This is a genomic window from Kribbella sp. NPDC056861, from assembly GCF_040687575.1.
In the GTDB taxonomy this organism is placed as follows: Bacteria; Actinomycetota; Actinomycetes; order Propionibacteriales; family Kribbellaceae; genus Kribbella.
Map to the genome: position 1 here is coordinate 871,811 of NZ_JBFBNQ010000002.1, position 26,636 is coordinate 898,446.

The 26,636-nt window shown below is 68.1% G+C and carries 22 protein-coding genes; 5 read left to right on the plus strand and 17 right to left on the minus strand.

Going from position 1 to position 26,636, the window contains the following annotated elements:
• The first annotated feature begins 34 nt into the window (after positions 1-34).
• Positions 35-703 carry an alpha/beta hydrolase gene (locus AB0P21_RS11155; protein ID WP_363696476.1) on the plus strand — a complete coding sequence of 223 codons (669 nt, stop codon included), beginning with the start codon at positions 35-37 and terminating at the stop codon, positions 701-703.
• Between the two features lie 28 nt (positions 704-731).
• Here the strand turns inward: AB0P21_RS11155 and AB0P21_RS11160 are convergent, their stop codons facing one another.
• From AB0P21_RS11160 to AB0P21_RS11180, 5 genes are all read right to left on the minus strand, one after another.
• On the minus strand, positions 732-2,267 hold the full coding sequence (locus AB0P21_RS11160) for an AbgT family transporter (protein ID WP_363695664.1): 1,536 nt from the start codon (positions 2,265-2,267) through the stop codon (positions 732-734).
• Between the two features lies 1 nt (position 2,268).
• Complete coding sequence (locus tag AB0P21_RS11165; protein WP_363695666.1) at positions 2,269-3,195, minus strand: PHB depolymerase family esterase; 927 nt, start codon at positions 3,193-3,195, stop codon at positions 2,269-2,271.
• Between the two features lie 117 nt (positions 3,196-3,312).
• Positions 3,313-4,071 carry a creatininase family protein gene (locus AB0P21_RS11170; RefSeq protein WP_363695667.1) on the minus strand — a complete coding sequence of 253 codons (759 nt, stop codon included), beginning with the start codon at positions 4,069-4,071 and terminating at the stop codon, positions 3,313-3,315.
• Positions 4,068-4,757 (minus strand): GntR family transcriptional regulator, encoded by a 690-nt coding sequence (locus AB0P21_RS11175; RefSeq protein WP_363695669.1) that lies wholly within the window; start codon positions 4,755-4,757, stop codon positions 4,068-4,070. The genes AB0P21_RS11170 and AB0P21_RS11175 overlap by 4 nt, the downstream gene beginning before the upstream one ends.
• 93 nt (positions 4,758-4,850) lie before the next feature.
• The gene (locus tag AB0P21_RS11180) at positions 4,851-6,743 is read right to left on the minus strand and encodes a 5'-nucleotidase C-terminal domain-containing protein (protein ID WP_363695670.1); all 1,893 of its coding nucleotides are present in this window, start codon (positions 6,741-6,743) and stop codon (positions 4,851-4,853) included.
• A 147-nt stretch (positions 6,744-6,890) separates the two neighbouring features.
• On the opposite strand from AB0P21_RS11180, the gene AB0P21_RS11185 reads away from it, so the two are divergent.
• Positions 6,891-7,700, plus strand: coding sequence for a polysaccharide deacetylase family protein (locus tag AB0P21_RS11185; RefSeq protein ID WP_363695672.1), 810 nt, complete (start codon positions 6,891-6,893; stop codon positions 7,698-7,700).
• Here the strand turns inward: AB0P21_RS11185 and AB0P21_RS11190 are convergent.
• Positions 7,697-8,323, minus strand: a complete 627-nt coding sequence (locus AB0P21_RS11190; RefSeq protein ID WP_363695674.1) for a hypothetical protein — start codon at positions 8,321-8,323, stop codon at positions 7,697-7,699. The two genes, AB0P21_RS11185 and AB0P21_RS11190, sit on opposite strands and share 4 nt — an antisense overlap.
• 78 nt (positions 8,324-8,401) lie before the next feature.
• The gene (locus AB0P21_RS11195) at positions 8,402-9,592 is read right to left on the minus strand and encodes a homogentisate 1,2-dioxygenase (RefSeq protein WP_363695676.1); all 1,191 of its coding nucleotides are present in this window, start codon (positions 9,590-9,592) and stop codon (positions 8,402-8,404) included.
• Between the two features lie 71 nt (positions 9,593-9,663).
• Here AB0P21_RS11195 and AB0P21_RS11200 point away from each other — a divergent pair, with 71 nt between their 5' ends.
• Together AB0P21_RS11200 and fahA are read left to right on the plus strand one after the other, a co-directional pair.
• Entirely contained in the window at positions 9,664-10,515 is an 852-nt protein-coding gene (locus tag AB0P21_RS11200; protein ID WP_363695678.1) for a hypothetical protein, read from the plus strand.
• On the plus strand, positions 10,512-11,714 hold the full coding sequence (fahA, locus tag AB0P21_RS11205) for a fumarylacetoacetase (RefSeq protein WP_363695679.1): 1,203 nt from the start codon (positions 10,512-10,514) through the stop codon (positions 11,712-11,714). Before AB0P21_RS11200 ends, fahA begins: the two co-directional genes overlap by 4 nt.
• Before the next feature lie 7 nt (positions 11,715-11,721).
• Here the strand turns inward: fahA and AB0P21_RS11210 are convergent, their stop codons facing one another.
• Genes AB0P21_RS11210 through AB0P21_RS11220 form a run of 3 tightly spaced genes read right to left on the minus strand, consistent with a single transcriptional unit; the run spans position 11,722 to position 16,031 of the window.
• The gene (locus AB0P21_RS11210; RefSeq protein ID WP_363695680.1) at positions 11,722-13,050 is read right to left on the minus strand and encodes a lanthionine synthetase C family protein; all 1,329 of its coding nucleotides are present in this window, start codon (positions 13,048-13,050) and stop codon (positions 11,722-11,724) included.
• On the minus strand, positions 13,047-15,839 hold the full coding sequence (locus tag AB0P21_RS11215) for a lantibiotic dehydratase (RefSeq protein WP_363695681.1): 2,793 nt from the start codon (positions 15,837-15,839) through the stop codon (positions 13,047-13,049). The genes AB0P21_RS11210 and AB0P21_RS11215 overlap by 4 nt, the downstream gene beginning before the upstream one ends.
• Positions 15,840-15,857: 18 nt before the next feature.
• Entirely contained in the window at positions 15,858-16,031 is a 174-nt protein-coding gene (locus tag AB0P21_RS11220) for a hypothetical protein (protein WP_363695682.1), read from the minus strand.
• Between the two features lie 259 nt (positions 16,032-16,290).
• Between AB0P21_RS11220 and AB0P21_RS11225 the strand changes: the two genes are divergently transcribed.
• The gene (locus AB0P21_RS11225; protein WP_363695683.1) at positions 16,291-20,073 is read left to right on the plus strand and encodes an endo-alpha-N-acetylgalactosaminidase family protein; all 3,783 of its coding nucleotides are present in this window, start codon (positions 16,291-16,293) and stop codon (positions 20,071-20,073) included.
• A gap of 62 nt (positions 20,074-20,135) precedes the next feature.
• Here AB0P21_RS11225 and AB0P21_RS11230 read toward each other — a convergent pair whose 3' ends face one another.
• The 7 genes from AB0P21_RS11230 to hppD all read right to left on the minus strand — a co-directional run bounded on the left by AB0P21_RS11230 (position 20,136) and on the right by hppD (position 26,636).
• Complete coding sequence (locus AB0P21_RS11230) at positions 20,136-20,567, minus strand: hypothetical protein (RefSeq protein ID WP_363695685.1); 432 nt, start codon at positions 20,565-20,567, stop codon at positions 20,136-20,138.
• A gap of 79 nt (positions 20,568-20,646) precedes the next feature.
• Complete coding sequence (locus tag AB0P21_RS11235; protein WP_363695687.1) at positions 20,647-21,891, minus strand: HAMP domain-containing sensor histidine kinase; 1,245 nt, start codon at positions 21,889-21,891, stop codon at positions 20,647-20,649.
• Position 21,892: 1 nt separating this feature from the next.
• Positions 21,893-22,591, minus strand: a complete 699-nt coding sequence (gene cseB, locus AB0P21_RS11240; protein ID WP_363695688.1) for a two-component system response regulator CseB — start codon at positions 22,589-22,591, stop codon at positions 21,893-21,895.
• Positions 22,592-22,597: 6 nt separating this feature from the next.
• Complete coding sequence (locus AB0P21_RS11245; RefSeq protein ID WP_363695689.1) at positions 22,598-23,203, minus strand: hypothetical protein; 606 nt, start codon at positions 23,201-23,203, stop codon at positions 22,598-22,600.
• Between the two features lie 150 nt (positions 23,204-23,353).
• Positions 23,354-24,727: an FAD-linked oxidase C-terminal domain-containing protein gene (locus tag AB0P21_RS11250; protein WP_363695691.1), complete on the minus strand. Its 1,374-nt coding sequence runs from the start codon at positions 24,725-24,727 to the stop codon at positions 23,354-23,356.
• Between the two features lie 43 nt (positions 24,728-24,770).
• On the minus strand, positions 24,771-25,241 hold the full coding sequence (locus tag AB0P21_RS11255; protein WP_363695692.1) for a hypothetical protein: 471 nt from the start codon (positions 25,239-25,241) through the stop codon (positions 24,771-24,773).
• A gap of 192 nt (positions 25,242-25,433) precedes the next feature.
• Positions 25,434-26,636, minus strand: a complete 1,203-nt coding sequence (gene hppD, locus AB0P21_RS11260; protein ID WP_363695694.1) for a 4-hydroxyphenylpyruvate dioxygenase — start codon at positions 26,634-26,636, stop codon at positions 25,434-25,436.

Sequence of the window (26,636 nt, forward strand, 5' to 3'; positions counted from 1 at the left end):
TGGGAGACCCCGGGAAAGGATCAGGCAGTTGAAGGTGGCGTTGACGGCCGGTGAGTTCCGGTACGACGAGTACGGCGCGCGGACTGCGCCGCCGATGGTGTTGGTGCACGGCTCGCACACAGACGCTTCCACGTGGGCGGCCATCGCTCCGCAGTTGGCCGAGGACTGGCGGGTGATCGCGCTCGACCAGCGCGGGCACGGCGCAAGCCCTCGTCCTGCGGAGTACTCGTTCGAGCTGATGTGTGACGACCTGGCCGAGTTCGTCGACTCGCTCGAGCTGGGGAAGTTCCTGCTCTGCGGGCATTCGATGGGCGGCACGGTCGCGACCATCTTCGCCGAGCGGTACGTCGACCGGCTGACCGGGCTGATCCTCGTCGACAGCCCGCCGCCGGACGGCCGAGGTGACTGGACGGTGCCGCCCGAGCCGGCCGAGGACCCGGGCTTCGACTGGGCCGTGCTGACCGCGATCTTCGCCCAGCTGGGCGACCCCGATCCCGCCTGGTGGGCCGATCTCCCGCTGATCACCGCACCGACTCTCCTCGTCGGTGGTGGATCGACCAGCCCGGCACCCCAGGAGCTGCTGGCGAAGGCCGCGACACTGATCCCCGATGCCGAACTGGTCACCATCGAAGGCGCCGGGCACGCAGTTCAGCGCACCCGACCCAACGAACTGCTGACCGCCATTCACGCCCGCTTCGGCTAGCCATCCTAAGAGCCGCGAGTGGGAAGAACTACCGGACCGGCGCACCGGGACCGAGTGGGATCCCCAGGGCCCACCAAGCCAGGAACAGCAGGGTCCACGCGATGGTCATCGGGATCGCCAACGCCACCGTGTACGACGCCAGCGTTCCGACCCCCGCGTCTTTCCGATACCGCTGCAGGAAGCCCAGCGCCATCACGAAGTACGGGCTCATCGGGGTGATCGCGGTCGAGCCGGAGTCAGCGATCCGGAACAGCGCCTGAGTGGTCTCGGCCGGGACGTCGAGCAGCAGCATCATCGGCACCAGGATCGGCGCGGTCAGCGACCACATTGCCGAGCCGCTGGTGACCAGGATGTTGATCAGGGTCAGCAGGACCAGGATGCCGAGGAAGATCACGACGGTCGGTGCGCCGAGGTCACCCAGCCACCGCGCTGACTCGGCCGACAGCAGATCGCCGATCTTGCTCCAGCTGAAGTACGCGAAAAACTGGGCGATCGCGAAGAACAGCACCAGCACCGGTGCCATCTGCTTGATCCCCTCCCCCATCAGCCGCGGTACGTCGCCGCCGGTCTTGATCACGCCGACCGTCACGCCGTACGTGATCCCGACCAGCCCGAACAGCACCGCGACCACCATCGCGATCCCATCCAGGAAGGGCGATTCGACGATGCTGCCGTTCTCACCCCGCAGCGGCGAACCGTGCGGGATCAGCACGGCGACGATCGCGACCGCGCTGACCAAGAACACAAGACCGGCACGACGCAACCCAGTGCGCTCCCGCGAAGAGAGCGTCAGCGCATCCGGGTCATCGCCAGGCGCATCGGGATCGGCGTCGAGGTCGTCGCGCTTGCTCAGCACCAGCCGGGTCACCAAAGTGATGACCAGCGCGAGCAGCACCGACGACGCGATGTTGAAGAACCAGTTCGACAGCGGCGAGACGCTCGCCTCCGGGTCGATCGTCTTGGCCGCGGCCTCGGTGATGCCGGCGAAGATCGCGTCGTTCGGGGTCGGGATCGGGCTGGCGTCGTACCCCGAGGCGATCGCGGTGTAGGCGACCACGATGCCGAGGATCGGCGACTTGCCGACCGCGCGGAACGCGAGCCCGCCGAGCGGTACCAGGATGATGTACGCCGCCGCCGACGCGACGTGCGACATGGTGCCGGCGAAGGCGACCGCGAAGACCACCATCGAGGTCGGCACCCGGGAGACGCTGACCTTCATCACCGATTGCAGGAAGCCGGTCCGCTCAGCCAGCGCGACGCCCATGATCACCACCACGATGGTGGCCATCGGCGGGAACTCGGCGAAGTTCGAGACCGCCGTCGAGACGGCCATCTGCAGCCCGTCACCGGACAGCAGATTCTGTACCGCGACGGTCTTGCCATCCTTCGGCGAGATCACCGAGACGTCCAGCGCGGCCAGGATCGCGCTCACCACGGCGAGGATCCCGGACAGGATCCAGAACAGCCAGAACGGATGCGGCAGCGCGTTGCCGGCCCGCTCGATCACCGCCATCGCCCGGACCAGGCGCGGCAGCTCCTTCGGCTCGGTCGCAGTCGTCGTCATCTCAGCTCCTCAACTTGTGAGCTGCGAAAAAGTCACCGATCAGCTCGTGCGCCTCGAACGTCTGGGTCACGTACCCCGGTCCGGAGGCGGCATCGGAGCCCGGCCAGGAGTGCCCACCATCAGTGACCGCAACGTGTACGACGTCCGCCTTGCACCCCTTGTAGGTGGTGATCAGCACATCGTCGCCGAGCTGCTTGGTCCGCGGGTCGGCGCTGCAGTGATCACGCACCGACCAGTCGCGGACCCACGTCTGCACACTCGGCAGGTCGCGCGCACCGTCACCGTCGTACGGGATGGTGGTATCTCCGGTCCCGTGGATGTCGAGGACCGGCACCGGCCGGCTCGGCTGACACCGCTTGCCCTGTTGGTAGAACGCACCCGCCACCGGCGCGATCGCAGCGAACCGGTCAGCCATCGAACAGGCCAGGATCCCCGTGAAGCCCGCCCCGTTGGACTTTCCGGTCGCATAGACCGCTCGAGTGTCGACGCAGTACGCCGCCTGCAACCCGTCCAGCAGGTCGGCGGTGAACTTCACGTCGTCGACCCCCTTGGCGGAGTACGGCGCGCCCTGCCAAGCCTGCTTGGCCTCGTCGCCGAGCACACCGTTGGGGTAGGCAACTACCGCGTCGAGCTTCGACAGGTCCGAGAACGCCTCCGTCTGGGCGCCGGTCTTGCCGCGACCGTGGAAGACGACGATCAACGGGTAGGCCTTGTTCGCGTTGTACTTCGCCGGCACGTGCAGCCGGTACGTTCGGGTCAGGCCGCCGCTGACCAGCGAGTAGTCGCCGGTCGGCGCGGCTTGCTTGCCGCAACCCGCCGTACGGGCGGACGGCTGGGCTGCTGTTGCCGTGGGCAACACGGTGGCGGCGGTCACCAGGCCGGCCGCGACCAGGATGGCTGCCAGGGTTTTCGGGCGTGCGAGGTTCATCAGGGTGCCTCCTCGGGCCGGCGGCCTGCGGGCGGGCAGGCTCGCGCCTGGAACGCATCGGGCGGTCCAGTAAGAGTGAGTTCGGTACTACGTAGCGCCGGCCAGGACCGGCGGCGATCAGGCCGAGAGCAACTCGTCGGCGAAGGCGGCGATGCGGTCAGCGGCGGTCTCGACCAGGAGTCGGCCGTCCTCGGCGGTGGCACGTCGGGGATCACCCAGGACGCCACGCTTGTGGTACGCGTCGAACCCGACGGACAGGCGTGGACCTTGGGCCTGCCGGGACAGCCGGGCTTTCGGAGTCAGATCGTCGAGTAGCAGGGCGCCGGGCTCCAGGAGTTCGGCGTAGACGAGGTCGGGTTCGAGATAGAGCATCTGGGCGGTCTCGGCCTCGCCCGCGTGACCGTGCACCTGGCTGACGTCCATACCGGCGATCAGGTCGGAGACGAGCGGCGTGATGGGTGTCCACGCGAAGGTGAGCTCCGGGTGCAGGAGGTATTCCTGGGCCAGCACGCTGAGCGCCGCGTTGTTGCCGCCGTGCCCGGTGATCACCAGGAACTGGGTCCAGCCGTGCTGCTGCAGACTCGCGATCAGCTCACGCAGTACGGACTGGAAGGTTGCCGGGGACAACGTGATGGTGCCGGCGAACGCCATGTGGTGCGGGGAGACGCCGTAGTTGAGCGGCGGCGCGATCACCGCGCGACCTTCGAGCCGATCGGCCACCAGGTCGGCGAGACCCTCGGCGCGGACGGTATCGGTGGACATCGCCATTCCGCCGCCGTGCTGCTCCTGCGCCCCGACCGGGATGATCACCAGCGGTGCCAGCCGGACGGCGTCGCGCGCCTGGTCGGTCGTCATCTCTGCCAACTTGTTGCTCACGGCAACTCCAAGAACTCAGCAGCCTCGACGGCCACGCGAATGTGATCGAGGTGATCCCGGGTGAGCTGCTCGGCAGCGGCGGCGTCACCGGCCTGCACGGCCTCGAAGATTGCCCGGTGCTCCTCGTAATCGCGGTTGCGATTGTCGTACAGCTGCCGGATCTGCTGCTGCTCTCGCAACCGCACCTTGAGCAGGCTGCCGATCAACTCCTCGACCACCGGATTCCCGCTCGCCGCCGCCAGCTCCACGTGGAAGTTGAGCGCGAACGCGGGACCACCAGGTGGGGTGAGCGCGTTGGTCACCGCAGCTTCCAGCTTGTCCAGAGACTGAGTAGCGATTGCGGCCTGAGCCGCCACCGCCGGCTCGATCAGCAGGCGAGCGCCGATCAGCTGCAGCACCGATTCCTTGGTGATCGGCGGGCGGTGCGGATTGGCGAGGACGACGTTGTTGATCGTGGGACCCACGTAGGTGCCCGAACCGTGCCGGAACTCGACCGCCCCGGTGGCCTCCAGCTTGCGCAGCGCCTCGCGGATGGTCGGCGTGGTGATCTCGAAGCGTTTGGCCAGCTCACGGGCGGACGGGATGGCGTCGCCGGGGCCCAGGTCGGCGTCGCGGATGATGCCGAGGATCGCCTCGGTCAGCCGGTCCGACAGGCTCGGGGTCACATCCATCGTTGAGTAAGTCACAAAGTGACTAAATCACTTGCTCTCTTCCGGGGTCAAGACCTCGGGACCAGACAGCGGCTCCCCACTCCGAAGAGCGGGGAGCCTCTGGGTACCTCAGGAGGTGACCACCACGGGCGCGCCGTTGGCGGTCAGCGACCAGTCGGTGGTGTGGAACGCGTTCGGGTTCACCTCACCGGTGGCGGTGACGTAGTCGATCATCAGCTGCCGGATCTCGACCTGCCGGTTGTAGACCACCGGCGCGGTCTTGACGTGCGGGAAGTTGCCGCCGCCGGACTGCCGGTAGTTGTTGACCGCGACAACGAACTGCTGGCCGGCGGCCACCGGCGCACCGTCGTAGCTCAGGTCGGTGATCCGCGAACCGGTCGGCTTGGCGATGTCGATCTTGTAGGCCAGCGGCTTGGTCAGGCCGCCCAGGATGTCGTAGTTGTAGTCCGGCGTACCGCCCGGCGCGGTCGGCGTCACCGCGTTGGTGACCTGGTCGGACGGGAACGGGCCCGGGCCGCTGACCTGCTTGAAGTACTGCGCCGAGAACTCCAGGTAGTCCTTCACCTGGGCGCCGGTCATGGTGACCGCGAGCAGCGTGTTGTCGAAGATGTAGAGCCCGGCCACGTCGCGCACCGAGACGTCACCTGCGGGGATCGCGGCGGCGCGGTTGAACGGCGCCGCGATCGCGAGTACGGGCAGTGTGGCCTGCGGCGTACCGACCAGGGCCTTGCTGACCGCGTCCGCTTGGACGAAGTTCACGAAGTCCAGCGCGGCAGTGTCCTCCCAGGGCGCGGTCGCGGCCGACATCGCCTCGGTGCAGGTGCCGATCTTGGAGTTGACGTAGCCGACGACCTTGTCGTGGTCCTCCTGCAGGATCCGGACCACCTTGGGGTCGGACATCACCGTGTTCGCGTTCAGCACCTGGCTGTGCCGGTCGAGGACCGTCCACTTCCCGCCGACCTTCTGCACGTCGAGCTCGATCAGCGAGAGCCGCATGCCCCACTTGAGCGGCTCGGTCAGCACCACCTGCGCGCCGGTGACCTTGTTGGTCACCAGTCGCTGCGGGATCTCCAGGTGCGCGTGCCCGACCAGGACGGCGTCGATGCCCGGGACGGTCTCGGCCATCAGGACCGACGCGTTCTCGGGCACCGGCAGCGCGTCGCCGTACGACGAGGAGAGGTCCATCCCCGAGTGCGCGGAGACGATCACGATGTCGGCGCCGGCCGCGCGGACCTTGGGCACCCACTCCTTGGCGAGCTCGACGATGCCGCCGAACTTGACCTTGTTCTCGACGTTCGCCTTGTCCCAGATCGCGATCCCGGGGTTGGTCAGGCCGAGGATGCCGACCGTGATCTGGCCCTGGCCGTGCACCTGGACCTTCTTCAGCACGTACGGCGGGAAGACCGGCAGGCCGGTGGTCCAGTCCTGTGCGTTCGCGCCGAGCAGCGGGAAGTGCAGCTGGCTCTGGAACTTGCGCAGGATGTCGAGGCCGTAGTTGAACTCGTGGTTGCCGAGCGCGGCGGCGTCGTACCCGATCTCGTTCATCGCCGCGGCCATCGGGTGCCGGTGGCCACCGGTGATCGGCTGGATCTTGGCGAAGTAGTAGGCCAGCGGAGTGCCCTGGATGGTGTCGCCGGCGTCGATCAGCAGCGGGTCGGGGGCGTGCCGCTCGCCCTTGATCCGGGTCCGGACCGCCTTCACCAGGGTGCCGATCTTGGCCAGCCCGATGTCGTTGTGCGCGGAGTCGTCGTACTCGGCGTTCTTGAAGTAGTCCCAGTTGAAGACGTTGCCGTGCAGGTCGGTGGTGCCCATCACGGTGAGCCGGACCACCTCCGGCTCCTTGGGCTTGCCCGCGTACGCCGGTGCCGCCGTGAAACCGGCCGCTGCCAGCGCCGTCGCGGCGGCACCGCCGATCACCGTTCGCCTGCCCATGCCGTGGTTCTCAACTCCACCTACCGGCTCGGCCGGCGTACCGGCTGTCGTCTGGTCGCTGTCCGTCATCACTGTCGCCTCACGCGTCGTCGGGTTCTGGCCGGGGTCCGCCGGGCCTGCCTGTGGGCCGGCCCGACCTGCCCCGAGAGGCACGATACGTCCGAAACGCCGGGGGGTGGTGCCCGGATGGCCCGGTCGTCGCGAGAGGATGCCGCAATGACCTTGCCGCCCGGCAAACTCTTTCTCGTTGCCGCCATCTTGTTCGGAGCCGCCCTCGCCCAGGCGGCCAACCCGTCCGCGGCGTCGCCCTCCAGCGACCGCCAACTGGCGAGCGGACCAGCCGGCCGGGTGCCGGCCAAACCGATCCAGTCGAAGTTCTCGAAGTTCTCCAAACCGGGATCGACCAAGGCGGGCCACCGGACCACGGCCGCCGGGCGGAAGAACCAGCGGACCGCGAGTACCACGGCCGACGACTGGACGCTCGGCAACGACGGCAAGGTGATCTACCTGACCTTCGACGACGGGCCGCAGCCGGTCTTCACGCCGAAGGTGCTGACCGTGCTGGCCCGGCACCAGGCGAAGGCCACCTTCTTCGTCCTGGGCAAGGAGGCGGCAGCGCACCCGGAACTGGTCGAGACCACTCGCGGCCAGGGTCACAGCATCGGCAACCACACCTGGGACCACCCGATGCTCACCCACCTGACGCCGAAGCGGGTGCACGAGGAGATCTTCAGCGGCGTGAAGTCGAAGTGCTTCCGCCCGCCGTACCGCGACACCAACCCGGCGGTGGCGAAGGTCGCGGCGGCGAACCACCAGCGCCAGGTGCTCTGGGACGTCGACACCAACGACTGGGAGAAGCCCGGCGCGGCCAGGATCGAGCGTGAGATCCTCCGCGGCGCCTTCCCCGGCGCGATCATCCTGATGCACGACGGCGGAGGCAACCGCACCCAGACCGTCGCGGCCCTCGACCGCGCGCTGACCCAACTGCGGGCGCGCGGCTTCACCTTCCGCGCGCTCCCCTGCTAGCTGACGATCGAGGACTTGCCGTCCGAGAAGTGTTTCAAGGCCTGATCAATGACGTGAACCGGCTGGTCCAGCGCCTTCACCAGGTAGAGACCGGTCGGCTTGAGCAACGGGCTCGGCTTGACGACTGACCGCACCGCGGGCTGATCCAGCCCGCGGACGCCTGCGGTGGTCGCGCCGATGCCCGGCTTCAGCTTGAGCTCGAGCACGAACTGACCGAAGATCTTGACTTGCTTGAAGCCCTGAACCGCGGCCCACGGCAGGAACACCGGGTACGCCGCCCCCTCACAGGCCAGCGCCAGCCCCTTCGGCGACATCCGCATCGCCACCGGCGGCAACTCGTTGGCCGCGAACCACCGCTGCCGCTCCTTGTCCAGCCTGAGCGCCAGCACCGTGCTCGCCACCAGCGGAACCATTGCCGCGATCAACAGCAACGAGAACGGCCACATCCCGGCGCCCTGGAACGCGACCAGCGCGTAGACCGCCAGCCCGATGCCCAAGGCCCCGATCCCCAGGGTCACCCAGGCACCCCGCCGCTGCCCCTTGCTGACCACGGCCCGCCGCTGCAGGACGGCCGCTTGATCGATGCCGACGACAAACGTCTGCACCGGAACCTGATCGCTCATCCCCCAACCTTCTCAGGCCCGGGGTCCGGCTGCTCTGCGACACGGACCCCGGCCCGCGTACGCGGGCTGCCGGGATGGCTACAGGCGGCGGCCGGCCCAGGTCCAGGCGTACACCCCGTCGTCGACGGCCGCGCCGCCCTCGCCGACCTCCAGCGGCCGGAAGGTGTCGACCATGACGGCCAACTCCTCGAAGGACTCAGCCCCGAGCGACGCCTCGATGGCGGCTGGTTGCGGCCCGTGCGCATACCCACCCGGGTGCAGCGAGATCGACCCCAGCCCGATCCCCGAGCCCTTGCGTGCCTCGTAGTCCCCGCCGCAGTAGAACATCACCTCGTCGGAGTCCACGTTCGAGTGGTAGTACGGCACCGGCACCGACAGCGGGTGGTAGTCCACCTTGCGCGGCACGAAGTTGCAGATGACGAAGTTGTTGGCCTCGAAGACCTGGTGCACGGGTGGCGGCTGGTGGATCCGGCCGGTGATCGGCTCGAAGTCGCTCACGTTGAAGGTGTAGGGGTAGAGGCAACCATCCCAGCCGACCACGTCGAAGGGGTGCGTCGCGTACGTCATCCGGCTGCCGACGATCCCGGCAGCGCCGTGGCCGCGGTGCTTGACCAGCACCTCGACATCGGTGCCTTCGACAACGAAGGTCGCGCCGGGCGCGTGCAGGTCGCGTTCGCAGTACGGCGCGTGTTCGAGGAACTGCCCGTACCGGCTCAGGTAGCGCTTCGGCGGCGCGATGTGGCTGTTCGCCTCGATGCAGTAGGCCTGTACGCCGTCCGCACCCGGCAGCCAGCGATGCGTGGTGGCCCGCGGGATGATCACGTAGTCGCCCTCGACCGCGTTGAGCACCCCGAACACGGTCTCCACCACCGCCGAGCCGCGCTCGATGTACACACACTCGTCGCCGACAGCGTTCCGGTAGTACGGCGAGACCTCGGCGGCGATCACGTACGAGATCCGGACATCGCCGTTGCCCAGCACCAGCCGGCGCTGCTCGACCACGTTGTTGCCCGCGCCCGACGCGAACAGATCGTGCAGCTTCAGGTGGCGCGGCGTCAGCGGATGGTTCGCCGTGGTCGAGAGGTCCGGCAGCTCCCAGAGCTGGGAATCGACGATCGCCGACGGCACGCCCGCGTGGTACAGCAGCGACGAGTCCGACGAGAACCCCTCCTCGCCCATCAGCTCCTCGTAGTACAGCCCGCCGTCCGGTTTGCGGAACTGGGTGTGCCGCTTCGGCGGAATCTGCCCTGCCTGCCGATAGAACGCCATGACTCCTTCTCCCACACCGATTATCGAACACGTGTGTCCGCTTACCGAAAGCATCCGTTAGGCTCGGAGCCATGTCAACCATCCCTGCCCTGTTCCGGCACCTGGTCGACGACGCGGCGATGTTCCCGCCCGGCGACCTCCCCCTGGTCGAAGCCGTCACCGCCCACCGGGCGCACCGGCAGGCGCCGTACGCCGAGCTCGTCGGTCCGCTGATCTGCACCGACGACAACCTGATGAAGGTCGCCGCCGAGGCTGCGAGGACCGGCTCGCCGCTCGACGTCTCGGTGGTGATCACCGGCGGCGCCGGTGGGATCGAGCCCGCCGTCCGGTACGGCGACCGCTCGGCCGACGTCGTCGTCAAGGCGGTCGAGGTCCGGCTGCGCGACGAGGACGACCTGTCCCGCAACGCGCTACGCGTGGTCCGCGCCTGCGACGACTGCCTGGACGACGAGACCGCCTTCGTCGAGATCGGTCTGGAGGGCGGCTGGGAGCGCGCGCTCGACGTCGTCGCCGACGCCGGGTACGCCGCCAAGCTGCGCACCGGCGGCCTCGACCCGTCGCTCTTCCCGACCGCCGGCCAGATCGCCGCCTTCATCACCGCCTGCCTGGACCGCGAGGTCGCGTTCAAGTGCACGGCCGGTCTGCACAACGCTGTTCGGCACACCGCCGAAGACACCGGTTTCGAGCACCACGGCTTCCTCAACGTCCTGCTCGCGACCCGCGCCTCGCTCGACGGCGCCGACCAGGACGAGGTTGCCGCAGTACTGGAGAACCGCGACGGCGAGAGCCTCGCAGCCACAGCAGCCGAGCTGACCGAGGAGCAGGCCATCAGCACCCGCCGGTGGTTCACCTCGTTCGGCTCGTGCAGCATCGACGAACCCCGCCACGACCTGACCGCCCTGAACCTGCTGGAGGACCAGTGACCTGGATCGACATCCCCGCGAACTCCCCGTTCGGACCGGAGAACCTGCCGCTCGGCATCTTCCGGACCGGCGACGAGGAGCCGAGGGTGGGCGCGGCGATCGGCGACCTGGTGATCGACCTTGCCCCGGTCGCTTCGGCCCAGATGCTCGACGGAGCGCAGGTGTTCGCGCAGCCGACGCTGAATGCCTTCCTCGCGCTCGGCCGGCCGGCCTGGCACGCGACCCGCGAGTGGCTGCTCGACCTGGTCCGCAACGAGACCAACCGCGACGCCGTCGAGCCGTACCTGATCCCGCAGTCCGCGGTGACGATGCTGCTGCCGTTCGAGGTCGCCGACTACGTCGACTTCTACGCCTCCGAGCACCACGCGACCAACGTCGGCAAACTGTTCCGCCCGGACGCCGAGCCGCTGCTGCCGAACTGGAAGCACCTGCCGGTCGGGTACCACGGCCGCGCCGGGACGGTCGTTGCCAGTGGCACCGACATCGTCCGGCCGAGCGGCCAACGCAAGGCGCCCACCGCCGAGATCCCGTCGTACGGGCCGTCCCAACGGCTCGACATCGAGGTGGAGCTCGGGTACGTCGTGGGCACACCATCCTCGCTCGGCAGCCGGGTTGGCGTGGCGGACTTCAAGGATCACGTGTACGGCGTGGTCGTGCTGAACGACTGGTCGGCCCGCGACATCCAGGCCTGGGAGTACGTGCCGCTCGGCCCGTTCCTCGGCAAGTCGTTCGCCACCTCGATCTCGCCCTGGGTGGTCTCGCTGGAGGCCCTCGAAGGCGCGGAAGTTGCCCTGGACACCCAAGAGCCGGCCGTTCTGCCCTATCTCGCGAGCGAGCGGCTGACCAATCTCGACATCACTTTCGAGGTGTTCTGGAACGGCGAGTTGGTGAGCACTCCGCCGTACCGGGAGATGTACTGGTCGGCCGCGCAGATGCTCGCCCACCTGTCGGTCAACGGCGCCTCGGTCCGGACCGGCGACCTGTTCGCCTCGGGCACGGTGTCCGGCGCGGAGAAGAACCAGCGCGGTTCGTTCCTCGAGCTCAGCTGGGGTGGGCGCGAGCCGATCACGGTGAAGGGCGAGGAGCGCACCTTCCTGCAGGACGGCGACGAGGTCACCATCACCGCCACCGCGACCAACTCCGACGGCACCACCATCGGCCTGGGCTCTGTCAGCGGGCGGATCCTGCCGGCCACCTAGACCTGCATCAGCTGAGCAGCAGAGCCGAATCCCACCCGGTTCGAGGCGCGCGGACGTAGCCGTCGAGGGCGAGCGCGATCCCGGCCGCGCCCTCCATCAAACCGGGCAGGTCGAGGCTCAGCTCGGCGAGTGGTTGGTGGTAGCGGTAGCCGAACGGCAGCGCGGGGTCGAAACGCTCGGCCAAACCGGTCGCGATCTCGTCGGCTACCGCTCCGAAATTCTCGTCCGGGTGGTTGCGGTCGAAGATGGTGCAGAGATTGAGCATCCCAGCCCAGCCGTGGCAGAGCGCGTCGTCGGTGATGCCCCAACTCTCGCGGGGCCGGGTGAGCAGCGAGCGGAAGGCCTCCAGCCCCGCCTCGCTCCACTCCGGCCTGTCCAAGGCGGTCGCTGCGAACTCGAGCGTCCGGGCGATCGCGGGCGCGCCGTAGCACCAAGAGGCGCGGGCCGGCCGCGGTGGCTCGGCCGCAGTACGGTCGGCGTAGTACGGGAGAGGGATGTAGGCCGTCCAATAGCTGCCCCAGGCATCCTTTTCGCGCCACTCCAGTAGCCAGTCGGCGATGCACTCGATCGCCTCCGCCTGTCCCTCGACGCGGACGCCTGCGGTCCAGGCGAGTGAGAGCAAGGCGAGCGGACCCGGGATCCCGTGGGCCAGTCCGAAGTTGACCTGTCCCTGCTCGAACTCCGGCCCGACGAGCGACTTCTCGGTCCCGTCGAACCACCACCCCGGCACCGGTACGCCGTCGACCACGATCGGCTCGCGCAACGTGGCCAGGCAGGACAGCACTTCCCGCAGTACGTCGAAGCGGCCGCGGGCCAGCAGATACCGGCCGACGCCACTGAGCCCGCTGATCGTGTCCACCACCCCGGCACACGTCGGTACGCCGCCCTGCCGGGTGGCCTCGTGGACTCGCACCAACCAGCGTGCGTGTTCACTCATCCGATCGTCGAGCCGACCCAGGATCCCGGCGTAGTCGTCAGGATCGCGCGCCGCCAGGCGAGTCGCCGTCGCGAGGCCACCTAACCCCTGGAACGGGCCGTCGACCGGGCTCGAACCCGATGCGGCCACCGTGCGGAGGAGATACTCGTGGGCGGTCTCGCGGTCACCCAGTTCGGAGTACAGGATCGCGAGGGCGCCGGGGCCGCGCGAGAGGGTACTCGGATCCCACGGCGGGCAAGGGATGTCGGCGATGTCGATCAGGTCGCCATTGGCCGTTGTCGCGGCTACTACGGCTTCTGGATCGCGCAGCCGGTCGGCCAACGTGTCGACTACCGCCTGCGCTCCGGGTTTGGCGCGCGTGTCGGCGCCAGGTGACGGCGTGGCAGTCTCGTGCGTCATCGGCCGTGTCTCCTTCGGTCGAGTTGCCTGCGCAGTCCGGCGCGGAGCAGGCCGTAGGCACGGTTCTCGGCGGAGCGGTCCATGCCGGCCAGTCGATTGGCGTGCAGGTGCAGGACGCTCATCACTGCTTGTTTGTTGCCGTCGATGATCTCGGCGTAGCGACGCGCTGCGGCAGTTCGTTGCTGCCAGCAATCAAGCGGCTCGAAGTCCTGCTGCAACGCGATGAACGCCGTACGCTCGGCCGGCGGCAGCTCGTTCGAGAGGTCGATCGGATAGGTGTCCAGGAACCATTGATCCAGGTCACCCAGGCTGCTCAGTAGGTCGCCGAGGTTGAGGGCGGTCAGCGCTTCCCTTGACTGCGGCAACTTGAGCTTCAGCTGTTCGATGACGGCCCGGCTGTCGGCGCAGAACAGGTCTTCGGCCGCCGCGATCGCCTCCGGGCCGCCGTACCGGACTGTCTCGGGCTCGTACTCGTCGAGGACCACCGTGCGGATCAGGCCGGCCTCGGCCGCCTCGCTGGCCCAGTCATGCAGGATCGCCGGATCGCCGTGGTGGAAGCGAAGGCGCAGGTGCGCGCCGGGATCGCAGTACCGGAGGAAGTACCAGCGCTCGGCTCCCATCCGCTCGATCAACCGGTCGATCGGGCCGGCCAGAAACGCGTCGTGCAGGTCGTCGAGCAGGTAGACCTTCGCGGACAGCCACTCGCCGCCGGGCAGGTAGCGCGCCCGCGGTGCGTTCGCCGTACGCCAGGACGGGTTGGGGGGAACGGCCTCGCGGGTGGCGGTCGAGATCAGCGGTATGACGAGCTCGTTGGCGTGGCCGGCAGTCACCCCGAGCCCGGCCCCGTACTGCGCCGGCGTCTCGCTGACCACGGAGTTCGGATCCTTGCGCAGCTGCTCCCGGAACAGCCGTCGATGCAGCGCAAGCCGGAGGTCGAGGTCGAGGTGGTGGTCGAAGGTCGTCACCCGTACTACGTCCGGCACTGCCAGTTGCTCTCGCCAACGATCGAGCTGGTCACGCCAGTCGGTGTCGGTGAGGTGGGTGGAGGTCAGGGCTGGATCCGTTCGCCACAACGCGGGAGCGAGAATCGTGCGGCCTGATCGCACGCGAGGCAGCTTCGGGAGAACCTCCAGCCGGCCCCACTGCCACGGGGTCCAGAATCGCCGCCCGGCCATCCCGATCGCTGCCAGGAAGCGAGCCGCGTTGGGTGCGCCGGTGACGATGTTGAGCATGTTGGGTCGCAGTACTTCGAGCTCGCGACCCAGCTTCGGGGCCACCAGGTACAGGCGCTCGCCGGTGGTGCCGACGGCAACGTCCCTGATGTCGATCACCTTTGGATCGTCGGGATCGGCGAAGGTGCCTACGGCAAGCGTGTGAGGCACCAGCTGAGGTTCTCGCAGGACGTTGCCGAAGCGGGGCTCGAACGGCTGGAACCGCAGTTGTACCGGGAGAGGGTCGTGGTGGCGACCGAGGAGCTCGCCGAGTGGTTCGGTCAGGTCGAGCATGCCGGCGAACCGGCCGATCATCGCTCCGGCGGAGAGAGATCCGCTGGTCGCGGCGAGCAGGAAGTCACCGCGGTCGAGCGCTTCGGGAGAGTCGGCGAAGAGTTGGGCGCACAGATCCATGGAGTTGGGCGCTTGATCGCTGCTGTCGCCGGCGAGGCGGTCAACCAGCGCGTCGTCGAGCACCAACTCGCCAGGTGTGTTGGAGGCGAGGGCTGCGGCTAGTAGTTGGTCTCGGGTGGCCGGGTAGCTGTTGGGGGCTGTTGCCGCCGGGCGCTCGCCGCGCGGGATGCGGTAGCCGCCGGGTGGTCCCAGGCCGAGGTGGGGGTCGAGGAGCTCGAGGACCGGCACGATGCGGTCGGTGCCGTAGCGGTCGAGGAAGTCGAGGTGATAGCTCGCGAGGTCGGGGAGCCCGTCACCGGGTGGCGACAGCCGCCACAACAGGCCGGCGGCCCGAGCCGCCTCATCAGCAACCGCCTGCGGCAACCGCACATCCGCATCCAACCGCAGATCAACCTGCGCCTCGGTGACCTGTACAGGTGGGTACTCAGCGAGCAGGATTTCCCGTGCCAACAACTGCCCGAGCATCTCGTCAGCATCAGCCACCGACGCTTCAGGATGCGCAACCAGCAACTGCCCACGCAGTACGTCGTACGCGATCGGCACCCGGGCCGCCTCTCGGACGAGGCGCACCACCGGAGAGTTGGCCATGGAAAGCTGGCGGCCGGGCTGATCATCGGTGAGCTTCCGCAGGTAGTGCAGCACCAGACGATCACCGCGGACCTCAGCCAAGTTGTTGGCGACCACCCGCAGCGGGAGTCGCCGGCGCTCAGCCGTGTATTGCCAGCCGGAGTCCGGCGAGGTCACCCGGGTGTGGTCCGCGCCAATGCGCACCTTGGCGGTCTGGTCAAAGCGGATCGGAGCCACGCCAGCCATCAGCCCGAACGGCGTCGGGCGCCCGGTCATCCGCAGCAGGTACCGCGTGGTCGCGAGCACAGCCCGCTCCACCTTCGCACGATCCGGCGCACCCGAGCCCGCTCCCGCAGCAGCCGGCGAGCCAGGCCCGGCGTCCACTCCGAGCTTGGACAGCGCAGCAGCCAGCGACGGACTGGAGACCTCGATGGCCTCTCGGAGTTGCTCATCTGCGAGCAGCGCGCTCAGATACCCGCGAAGCTCCTCGACCTCAGCCGTAGCCGGGTCCAGTGCAGTGCCGGCCAGTACTGCGGCGGCGGCCGGTGCGGCCGCCAGCCGCAGTACTGCGAACGCGCCTGGCCGGAAGGTCGGCACGTGGTCAGGAATCAGTTGTCAGCAGCACGGAACGCAGGCGGCGATGCCGACCGCGTAGGTGTTGCGGGTTCCCGGGGTCAGCCGGCTCTTCTCGTCGACCTCGCGGGCGTCCTCCGGGCGGGCCGGCCGGCCCAGTGACGGGTCCGAGGCGGGAATGACATCGATGTCCAGTTCGAACGCGGTGAGGCTCATGGTGTTGACCCTTCGCAGAGGCGGATGCCGTAGCCGGTCAGCTACGTACCGCAGCAGCCAACACCCGGAAGTTGGCGTTTGCAACGGGTTGTCCGGGTGGACAACGGCACCAATTTCTGGCTCTGCAGCGCTGTCAAGGACTGACTCGACTCGACTTAATCGTTCACTAAAATTGTTCATTAGTGTTCGTTTCTATTGACTTGTTGGCGGTTACGTACGCAGAATCCGTCAGACAGTGACCCGCCCGTCAGGAGTTCCCGTGCCTCGACCCGTACTTCCCACCCTCACGGCAGCCGCTCTGGCCGCCGGTCTCCTCATCGCCGTGCCGCCCCCGGCAGCCACCGCCGACCCGGCCGCCGGCGCAGCCACGACCGACCTCACGCTCACCTCCCCCGAGCTGACCGTCACCGTCGCCGCCGACTTCCCCCGCGTCATCCGGTACGCCGACAACGCGTCCGGCAAAGCGCTCGGTGGTCAGCCCGACGTGATCTCGTCCGTCACCGTCAACGGGGTCGCGCGTGCCGCCCGGCTGACCGGACCGCCGACGGTGATCGCCGGCAAGGCGCAGTACAAGCTGGCCTTCGACGCGCTGCCCGGCGTGGAGCTGGACGCCAGCCTGGCGCTGACCGGCCGGGTGACCACCTTCAGCATCGACGCGGTCCGCGACACCGAGGCCTCCCGCGTCAAGACGATCGACATCCCGAACCACGACCTGGTCTCCGTGTCGAGCAGCGACCCAGGCGCCACCACCGCCTTCACCACGCTCGACCCGGACTCCACCCGGACCGCCGACAAGGTCACCCCGGTGACAGCTGCGACCGCGGCCGAGCCTGCCGCCACCGGAGCGGCGTACGCGTTCGTGAACACCAGCGGACTGGCTGCGGGGATCGAGTCGAACTCGGTCTACGACAAGCCGTCCGGTCAGTCCGTCGACGACGGCGCCCGGTTCTGGCACCGCGCTCGTAAGGCGGCTGACGGGACGAGTCGCGTCGGGGTGTGGAGCGGCCAGTGGACCTACCGCGCCGACACCTCGCCGTACACGGAGCCGTTGCCGTGGGCCAAGGTCGTCGTGACGCCCGATGCGAACAACGACAAGACGGTCGACTGGCAGGACGGCGCGATCGCGTTCCGCTCGATCATGACCGAGCCGAAGGGTGGCGACCAGGTCAAGGACCGGGTGATCACCCACATCCCGTTCAACTTCGCCAGCCAGGCGACGCACCCGTTCCTGCGCACGCTGGACGACGTGAAGCGGATCTCGCTCGCGACCGACGGCCTCGGCCAGATGGCTGTGCTGAAGGGCTACGGCTCGGAGGGCCACGACTCCGCTCACCCTGACTACGGCGGCAACTACAACGTGCGGGCCGGTGGGCTGACCGACCTCAACACGTTGCTGAAGAAGGGCAAGGACTACAACGCCGCGTTCGGGGTGCACGTGAACGCGACCGAGTCCTACCCGGAGGCCAACGCGTTCAGCGAGGACCTGGTCGACAAGACCAGCAAGGGCTGGAACTGGCTGAACCAGAGCTACTACATCAAGCAGCGTCCTGACCTTGCCTCCGGCAACATCGTCGAGCGCTTCCAGCAGCTGCGGGACGAGACCGACCCGAACCTGCAGGAGCTCTACATCGACGTGTACTACCAGTCCGGCTGGCTCGCGGACGGCCTGAGCCGGCAGCTCGCCGACCAGGGCTGGCAGATCGCCACCGAGTGGGCCGACCGGCACGAGCGCAGTTCGCTGTGGTCACACTGGGCCAACGACCTGGACTACGGCGGCGCCACCAACAAGGGGCTGAACTCGCAGATCATCCGGTTCGTCCGCAACCACGAGAAGGACGTCTGGAACGCCGACCCGATCCTCGGCCAGGCCTCCATCGTCGAGTTCGAGGGCTGGACCGGCGAGACCGACTGGAACGCCTTCTACGCCAACATCTGGAAGCGCAACCTGCCGACCAAGTTCCTCCAGCAGCAGCAGATCGTCGACTGGAACGCCAACGCGATCAGCTTCACCGGCGACGTCAGCGGCACGGTTGCCAACGGCAAGCGCAGCCTGAGCGTCGGCACCGCGAAGGTCCTCGACGGCGACAAGTACCTGCTGCCGTGGGACAAGAACACGAAGCTCTACCACTACAACCCGGCCGGCGGCGCGACCACCTGGCAGGTCCCGGCGGCCTTCACCACCGACCGCTTCACCGTCTACAAGCTGACCGACACCGGCCGCGTCCGGATCGGCACTGCGCCCGTCCGCAACGGCGCGGTGACGCTGACCGCCGACGCGGGCCAGCCGTACGTCCTGTACCCCGAGCAGGCGCCGCGTCTCGCGGATGCCAAGTGGGGCGACGGCAGTCACCTGGAGGACCCCGGCTTCAACGCTGGAGACCTGCGGGCCTGGAAGCCGGCCGGCAACGCCTCGATCGGCACCCTCGCCAACGGGCAGCACGTCGCCGAGCTCCGCGCGGAGCAGACCACGCTCAAGCAGCGGATCCGCGACCTCACCCCCGGTCGCACCTACAGCGCGTCCGCATGGCTCGAGGTCGAGCCGGGCAAGTCCCGCACGACCACGCTCGACGTCAACGGCACCTCGGTGGTGGTCGACCGCTCGACCGCGATGAACCGGGTGGCCTCCGATGACAAGCAGGGCCTGTACTACCAGCGGGCACGGGTAGTCTTCGAGGCCAAGGGCACGACCGCTGACCTGACCATCGGTGCAGTAGCCGGTGCGGCGAAGGTCCGGGTCGACGACGTACGAGTGGTCGAGACGACGCGCCCCGGCGCCGGACTCGTCGACGACTTCGAGAACGTCGACCAGGGCTGGGGCCCGTTCGTGAAGGGCGACGCCGGTGGCACCACCGACCCGCGGACCGTCCTGGCGAAGAAGCACGCGCCGTACACGCAGGCGGGCTGGAACGGGAAGCTCGTCGACGACGTGCTCGACGGCGACTGGTCGCTGAAGTCGCACGAGGAGAACGAGGGCCTCGTCTACCGGACCACCCCGGCGACGGTGCCGTTCACGCCGGGCCACAAGTACAAGGTCAGCTTCGACTACGAAAGTGGCGTCGCCGGCCAGTACAGCTGGGTGCAAGGCGTGGACCGGCCGAAGTCGGTCGAGGTGAAGGCGACGCCGATCGGTGCGCAGCGCACCAAGGCCACCTTCAACCAGGAGTTCGTGGCCGGTTGCGGCGGCGACTACTGGGTCGGTCTGCGGAAGCTGTCCTCCGGCGGCGACCAGGCCGACTTCGTCCTGGACAACTTCGCCGTCACCGATCTCGGCGCCTCGAGCGAAGCCGCAGACTGTACTTCGCTGAGCCTGGCAGGCGCCGGTCTGAACGGGATGGTGTCCGGCGAGGAGAACACGGTCGTCAGCACCTTCACCAACAACGACGTGGTTGCCGTCAACAACATCACGCTGGCCCTCACTGCTCCGGCAGGCTGGACCGTCACGGCAACCACTCCCGCCACCCACGCGACAGTTGCCGCCGGCACCAGTGTCACGACCAGCTGGGCCGTGACGCCTCCTGCCGGGACGCCTGCGGGCAAGTACGGGCTCACGGCAACCGGCGGTCAGGCAACCACTTCCGCGGAGGCGACGCTGTTGCCGCCGGGCATCGTGCCGCAGTCCCGGATCAAGGTGGCTGACGTCAGCAGCGAGGACGTCGCGACCGGTGGTCCTGCTGTCGACGCACTGGACGGAAACCCCAGCACGATGTGGCACTCCGCCTGGTCGGAGGTGCCGACGCCGGCTACCTTCCCGCATCACCTCACGCTGGACCTCGGTACGACGTACCAGGTGAACGGGTTCAGCTATCTGCCCCGGCAGAGTGGCACGAACGGGATGTTCAAGGGGTACGAGCTGTATGTCAGCGCGGACGGGCAGAACTGGGGTGCGCCGGTGAAGACCGGTGAGTTCCCCAACTCGATCGCGGTGCAGCGGGTCGACTTCACCGCGAAGGCGGGTCGGTACCTCAAGTTCGTCGGCACCAGTTCGATGAACGGGGCCGCCTTCGGCTCCGCCGCCGAGCTGAACGTCTACGGGACCCGATAGCCCTTACAGCGAAAGAAAGCGGCGCCAACTCCCCCGAGGTGATGGCGCCGCTTTCTCTTGTGTCACTTGGTGATCGTGACCGAGACCGCAGCGCTGGTGGCCTTGGCCGTGACGACGCGGAACTTGTTCACGCCGAGCCGGCCGCTCTGCACCCAGACCGAGTAGGTCGCCGAGCTGGTCACCTTGGTGGTGGCCGGGAAGTTGACCCACTTGCCGTTCTCCAGGCGCTGGACCTGGACGACCGACTTGGCCGCGATCCCGGTGGTCTTGCCGCTGAAGGAGACCTTCGCCCAGGCCTTCGCGGTGACCTTGTCGGACTTGATCGTGATCGACGGCTTGGCCGCGACGTTCGTGCTGCTGACGCTGGTGATCTTGGTGGTGTCCGGCGTCGCGTTGGCCTGCAGGGCCCCGGCGACACCGACCCCGGCCGCGGCCAGCGCGATCCCGGCGACGACAGCGGCAGAACGGCGAACGACCTGAGTGCGAGTGCGCATTTTCTTGGTTTCCCCTCGTATGTAAGGGCTCTGGTGAACCCGACATACTGGAGACGCCACGTCTTCGCGAAAGGTTGTGTTACAGGTCCATCTCAGGGCTGTCGGGCAGCACCAGCCGTGCGCACGCGCCGCCGCCGGGGGCCGTTCCGAAGGTCAGTTGGGCGCCGAGCACCTTCGCGTGACCGGCCGCGATGGTCAGGCCGAGGCCGTGGCCGACGCCGCGTTCGGCCACTCCGGAGCGGAACCGGCGCGGGCCTTCGGCAATCAACTCCTCGGGATAACCGTTGCCATGGTCAACCACCTCGATGGTCCGGCCTTCGACCGTCACCTCGATCGGCGGCCGGCCGTGCCGCAGGCCGTTGACGATCAGGTTCGCCAGGATCCGCTCGATCCGGCGGGAGTCGGTGGAGATCGTCTCCTCCCGGCCGATCCGGTGGACGACGACGCTGTCGGGCGCCAGCGACTGCTGCATCCGCAACCGGCCGACGGCCGAGCCGACGAAGGCGCCGATCCCGACGTGTTCCAGGTCGGCCTGTTCGACCCCCGAGTCGAACCGGGCGATCTCGAGCAGGTCCTCGACCAGCCTGCGCAGTACCTTGGCGCGGTCGCGGACCAGCTCGCTGGGGCGACCGGGCGGCAGGAGCTCAGCTGCCGTCAGGAGGCCGGTGACGGGCGTCCGGAGATCATGGGCGACGTCCGCGGTGAACCGTCGCTCGGCTTCCAGCTGGCCGCGCAACGAGCTGGCCATCGTGTCCAACGCCGTGGCCAGCGCCTGGACCTCGTCCTTGCCCTTGCCTGCGGCCTCAGCGGCCGAGGCATCGAGATCCCCCGCGGCGATGCGGCGCGCAGTACCGGCGACCGCGACGATCCGGCGGGACAGGCTGCCCGCCGCGACCACGCTGCCCAGGGCGACCAGCGCGACGGTGCCGATACCGCCTAGGATCAAGGCGCGGCGCAACGCGTTCATCGACGCGTCGTTGGATTCGTAGTCCTGCTGGATCGACAGGATCTGGCCGTTCTTGACCGCGACCGCCGCCCACATCTTGGCGTTCGGCGAGGCCGTCTTGAAGGTGGCCCGCTTGCCGTCCATCACGGACTCGCGCAGCTGCGCCGGCAGCTCCGGGTCCTCCAGCCGCGCCCCGAACACCGGCACCTCGCTGCGCTCGTAGCTCAGCGCCGCGGCCTGGATCCGCTCGTCGGCGAAGCTCCGCGTCCGGTCCAGCCGGGCCGACTGGGCCTGGGTGTAGACCGCGACGCAGAGCACGAGAATCGCCAGCGAGGAAACCAGGACAAAGATCAGCCCTAGTTTGCTCCTGAGGCCCACATCAAGCCCGCAGCTTGTATCCGAATCCGCGCACGGTTTCGATCCGGTCGGCCCCGATCTTGGTCCGCAGGCGCTGCAGGTGGACGTCGACCAGCCGGCCGTCGCCGCCCCACTCGTAGTCCCAGACGCGCTGCAGCAGGGTGGACCTGCTCAGCACGACACCGGGGTTGTTCGCGAACTCGATCAGCAGCTTCAGCTCGGTCGGCGTGAGCTGGACCGTCGTACCGGCCCGGCGCACCTCGAGTGCCTCGCGGTCGAGCTCCAGGTCGCCGAACGACTCGACGGTCGCACCGCTCGCCTGAGCCGGCCGCTCCGGGTCGGACACGGCCCGCCGCAGTACGGCGCGCAGCCGGGCGACCAGCACCTGGGTGTCGAACGGCTTGGTGACGTAGTCGTCGGCGCCGGCCTCCAGCCCGAGTACCACGTCCAGCGCGTCACCGCGGGCGGACACCATCACGATCGGCACCGTGCTGGTCTCCCGGATCCGGCGGCAGACAGAGATGCCGTCCAGACCGGGCAGCATGATGTCGAGCATCACCGCGTCCGGATGGATCTTCTCGAAACTCTCGATCGCCTCGAGGCCGTCCTCGGCCGTCGTGACGTCGTACCCATGGCGTTCAAGGGTCAACTGGGTCGCCTCACGGATCACCGCGTCGTCCTCGACCATCAGGATGCGCGCTGCCGGTTCTTCCGGTACCACTGAAGTTCAGTCTCCCTTTTGCGCCTTCGAATTCACCTTGGTCATCTGCCCGCCGGCCCAACGGTAGACCTCGACCAAGCGTCCGGACGGGCAACAAGGTGAGTCGTCCAGCGCGAATATCTGCGACTCGACCACCAGATCACCCTGCTTGCTGGGATTGATCTTCAACTGATCGGCCTTCAAACTCCAAACCCGGCGGGGCCCCTTCGGCGAGTCGGCCATCAGGACGGCTCCCACGATGAAGTTCTCGTTGGTGTGGATCAGCACCACCAGTTGCGACCGGCCGGTCTTCATCACGTCGACGGACGGGCCCTGGGTCAGGCAGCGATCGACGATCGAGCACTTGCTGACCAGGGTCTTGAAGAAGCTCTCGAGCTGCTTGTCGCGCTGCAGGCTGTCGCGCACCTGCGGCAGCGTGAACGCGGCCGGCGCGACCTTGACGCTCGGGCCCGGCGTTCGCCCGGCACCGAAGTTGGTTGTCACGGACGGGGTGGCCGGAGCCGGCGACGGCTCAGCGCCCTCGACCCGCAGGCCGCTGCCGTTCCCGCAGGCGGACAGCACGACGAGGGCGGTCGACGCCAGCACGGTCGGCAACAACTGCCTTGCTCGCATGGGTGACCTCCAACCTCGCCTCACGATGCTTCCCCCGGTTTCAGACAACTTCCTTCCATAGTGCGGCCGGCACGTCACATTCGACGGCCATGATCGTCCAATGGCTCCGGCAGTTCCGTTGCGGTTGGATCACAGAAGATGAAAGAACCCTCACGAAACCACCTTGCCGGGATTCAGCAGGTTTTTCGGGTCCAGCGCGGCCTTGATCGCGCGGTGCACCGAGACGGCCACCGGGCCGATCTCCTCGACCAGCCAGTCCCGCTTGAGCACCCCGATCCCATGCTCGCCGGTGATCGTGCCGCCCAGCTCCAGGCCGATCTCCATCACCTTGTCGAACGCCACCTGGGCGCGCGCCGCCTGGTCCGGATCGGCGGCGTCGAACACGACGGTCGGATGCATGTTGCCGTCGCCGGCATGCCCCAGCACGCCGATGGTGATGTCCAGGTCGGCGGAGAGCCGCTCGATCGCGCCGATGAAGTCGGCCAGCCGCGACCGCGGTACGCAGACGTCGTCGATCATCGTCGTACCGAGCTGTTCCAGCGCGGTCAGCGCGGCCCGGCGGGCCTCCAGCAGCAGCTCGCCCTCGGCCGGGTCGTCCGCCTCGATGCACTCGATCGCGCCGTACTGGCGGCAGAGCTTGGCAACGGCCGCCACATCGGCCGCACCGGCCTCGCCACCCGCGTCCGACTGGGCGATCAGCATCGCCGCGGCCTCGGTCGGCAGGTCCATCCGCTTGTACTGGTTGACCGCCTTGATCGTGGTCCGGTCCATGATCTCCAGCAGGGACAGCGAAACGCCGCTGCGGATGATCTCCACGATCGCCTCGCCGGCCGCGACACCGGAGTCGAACAGCGCCGCCATCGTGCGCGGACGGGCTGCCTGCGGGCGCAGCGCGAGCGTCGCCTCGGTGATGATCCCCAAGGTGCCTTCGCTGCCGACGATCAGCTTGGTCAGGTCGTAGCCGGCGACGCCCTTGACGGTGCGCCGCCCTGTTCGCAGTACCTGGCCGTCGGCGAGCACGACCTCGAGCGCGAGCACGTAGTCGGTGGTCACGCCGTACTTCACGCAGCACAGGCCGCCCGAGTTGGTCGACAGGTTGCCGCCGATCGAACAGAACTCCCAGCTGGACGGGTCCGGCGGGTAGAACAACCCCTGCTCGGCCACGGCGCGGGACAGCACGGCGTTGAACACGCCCGGCTGCGTCACGACGTACCGGTCGACCGGCTCGATCTGGAGGATCTTGTCCATCTTCTCCAGCGAGATCACCAGGCAGCCGTCGATCGCGTTCGCCGCGCCCGAGAGCCCGGACCGGGCTCCTTGGGGCACAACGGGAACGCCCGCGTCGGCGGCGATCTTCATCGCCGCCGAGACGTGGGCGGTCTCCCGCGCGAGCACTACCGCGATCGGCTCACCGGCCGGGCAGAACATCGCCCGGTCGTACCGGTAGCTCTGGATCCGGTCCTGATCGGTGACGAGGGCCTCCGGCGGCAGCACACGCCGGAGACGCTCGACTAGATCGTTCATATCCTTGAGCCTAAGCGGTTTCTCGCTTGTCTGGCAGGTGGTACTAGCGATCCCGGCCGGTGGAATTCTCCGAGATCTCGGTGTAGCCGCTGCCGTAGTTGTGGAACTCACGGGCGACAGCAGCGAAGGTGACGCTGGTGTCGGTGGACTTGACCTTCGGCGTCCGGCAGGTTCGCTGCCCGGCCGTCACGGCGCCGTTGCCACCGCTGCTGTCACACGACAGCTGACGGCCGGCGTTGGCGCCGCCGTACTGGACCAGGTAGGCATTCGCCTTCTGGTTCTTGGCGAGCCGAGGATTCATGGTGATCTCGGCCCAGTACTGCGAGCAGTCGTCCCGGACGAGCCGGATGCTGCCCCAGGTTGGCGGTCGTCCGTCACGGAGGACCGGCGCGGACTTGATGGATGTCGCACCTCGGCAACTCGCGGCGGGCGCCGCCTGAGCTGCTGTGGCCAAGGCGAAAATACCTGCTCCGGCCAGACTCGCGGTGCTGAGCACAATGCCCAGTGTCTTCATGGGAAAACCCTTCCTGAGCGTACGCCCCGACGCACACTCACTGGGCACAGTAGCCGAACCTCACCTGACCTGACAGTCAATCCGTTATTCGGACGTGGCGACGCGCCCGCCACGGTGTGTCGCGGGCGCGTCACGGTAGGTGTACCGATCGGTCTCTACTGAGCCTCGGTCAGCACTCGGCCGACCGCTTCGTCACAGGTTGCCGCGGCGCTCCTGCTCGCGCTCGATCGCCTCGAACAGCGCCTTGAAGTTGCCCTTTCCGAAGCCGAGCGAGCCGTGCCGCTCGATCAACTCGTAGAACACCGTCGGCCGGTCGCCGATCGGCTTGGTGAAGATCTGCAGCAGGTAGCCGTCCTCGTCCCGGTCGACCAGGATCTTGCGCTTCTGCAGCTCCTCGATCGGCGCCCGCACGTTGCCGATCCGCTCCCGCAGCTCCGGGTCCTCGTAGTACGAGTCGGGCGTGTTCAGGAACTCGACGCCGTTGGCCCGCATGATGTCGACGGTGCGCAGGATGTCGTTGGTGGCCAGCGCGATGTGCTGAGCGCCGGCTCCGTCATAGAACTCCAGGAACTCGTCAATTTGCGACTTCTTCTTCGCGATGGCCGGCTCGTTCAGCGGGAACTTGACCCGGTGGTTGCCGTTGGCCACCACCTTGCTCATCAGCGCGGAGTAGTCGGTGGCGATGTCGTCGCCGATGAACTCCGCCATGTTCACGAAGCCCATCACCTTGTTGTAGAACCCGACCCACTCGTCCATCAGGCCGAGCTCGACGTTGCCGACCACGTGGTCGACCGCCTGGAACAGCCGCTTCGGGTGGCCCTCCGGCCGCACCACCGAGGTGTGCGCCTCGACGAACCCCGGCAGGTACGGGCCGTCGTACCGGCTGCGGTCGATCAGCGTGTGCCGGGTGTCGCCGTACGCCGCGATCGCGGCCCGGCGGATGGTGCCGTGCTCGTCGCTGACGTCGTTCGGCTCCTCGAGCACGACGGCACCCTGGGCGCGGGCGTGCTTGATGCACTTGTCCACGTCGGGCACCTCGAGCGCGATGTCGGAGACGCCGTCACCGTGCTTGCGGTGGTGCTCGTTCAGCGAGCTGCTCGGGGTGACGCCACCGGTGATGACGAACCGCGCCGAGCCGGCCTTCAGCACGAACGCCTTGTGGTCCTTGTTGCCGTTCTCGGGCCCGGAGTACGCGACCAGGTCCATCCCGAAGGCGAGCTGGTAGTACTTCGCGGTCTGGGTCGCGTTACCCACCACGAACACCACCGCGTCCATCGCCGTCACGGGGAACGGATCGGTGCTCTCGTCGTACGGCACCAGCCCGACGAGCTGCTTCAACTGGTCGAGGTCGAGATCGGCGTCGAGCTCTGCGGGGGTGAGGTCGGTGCTGGTCAT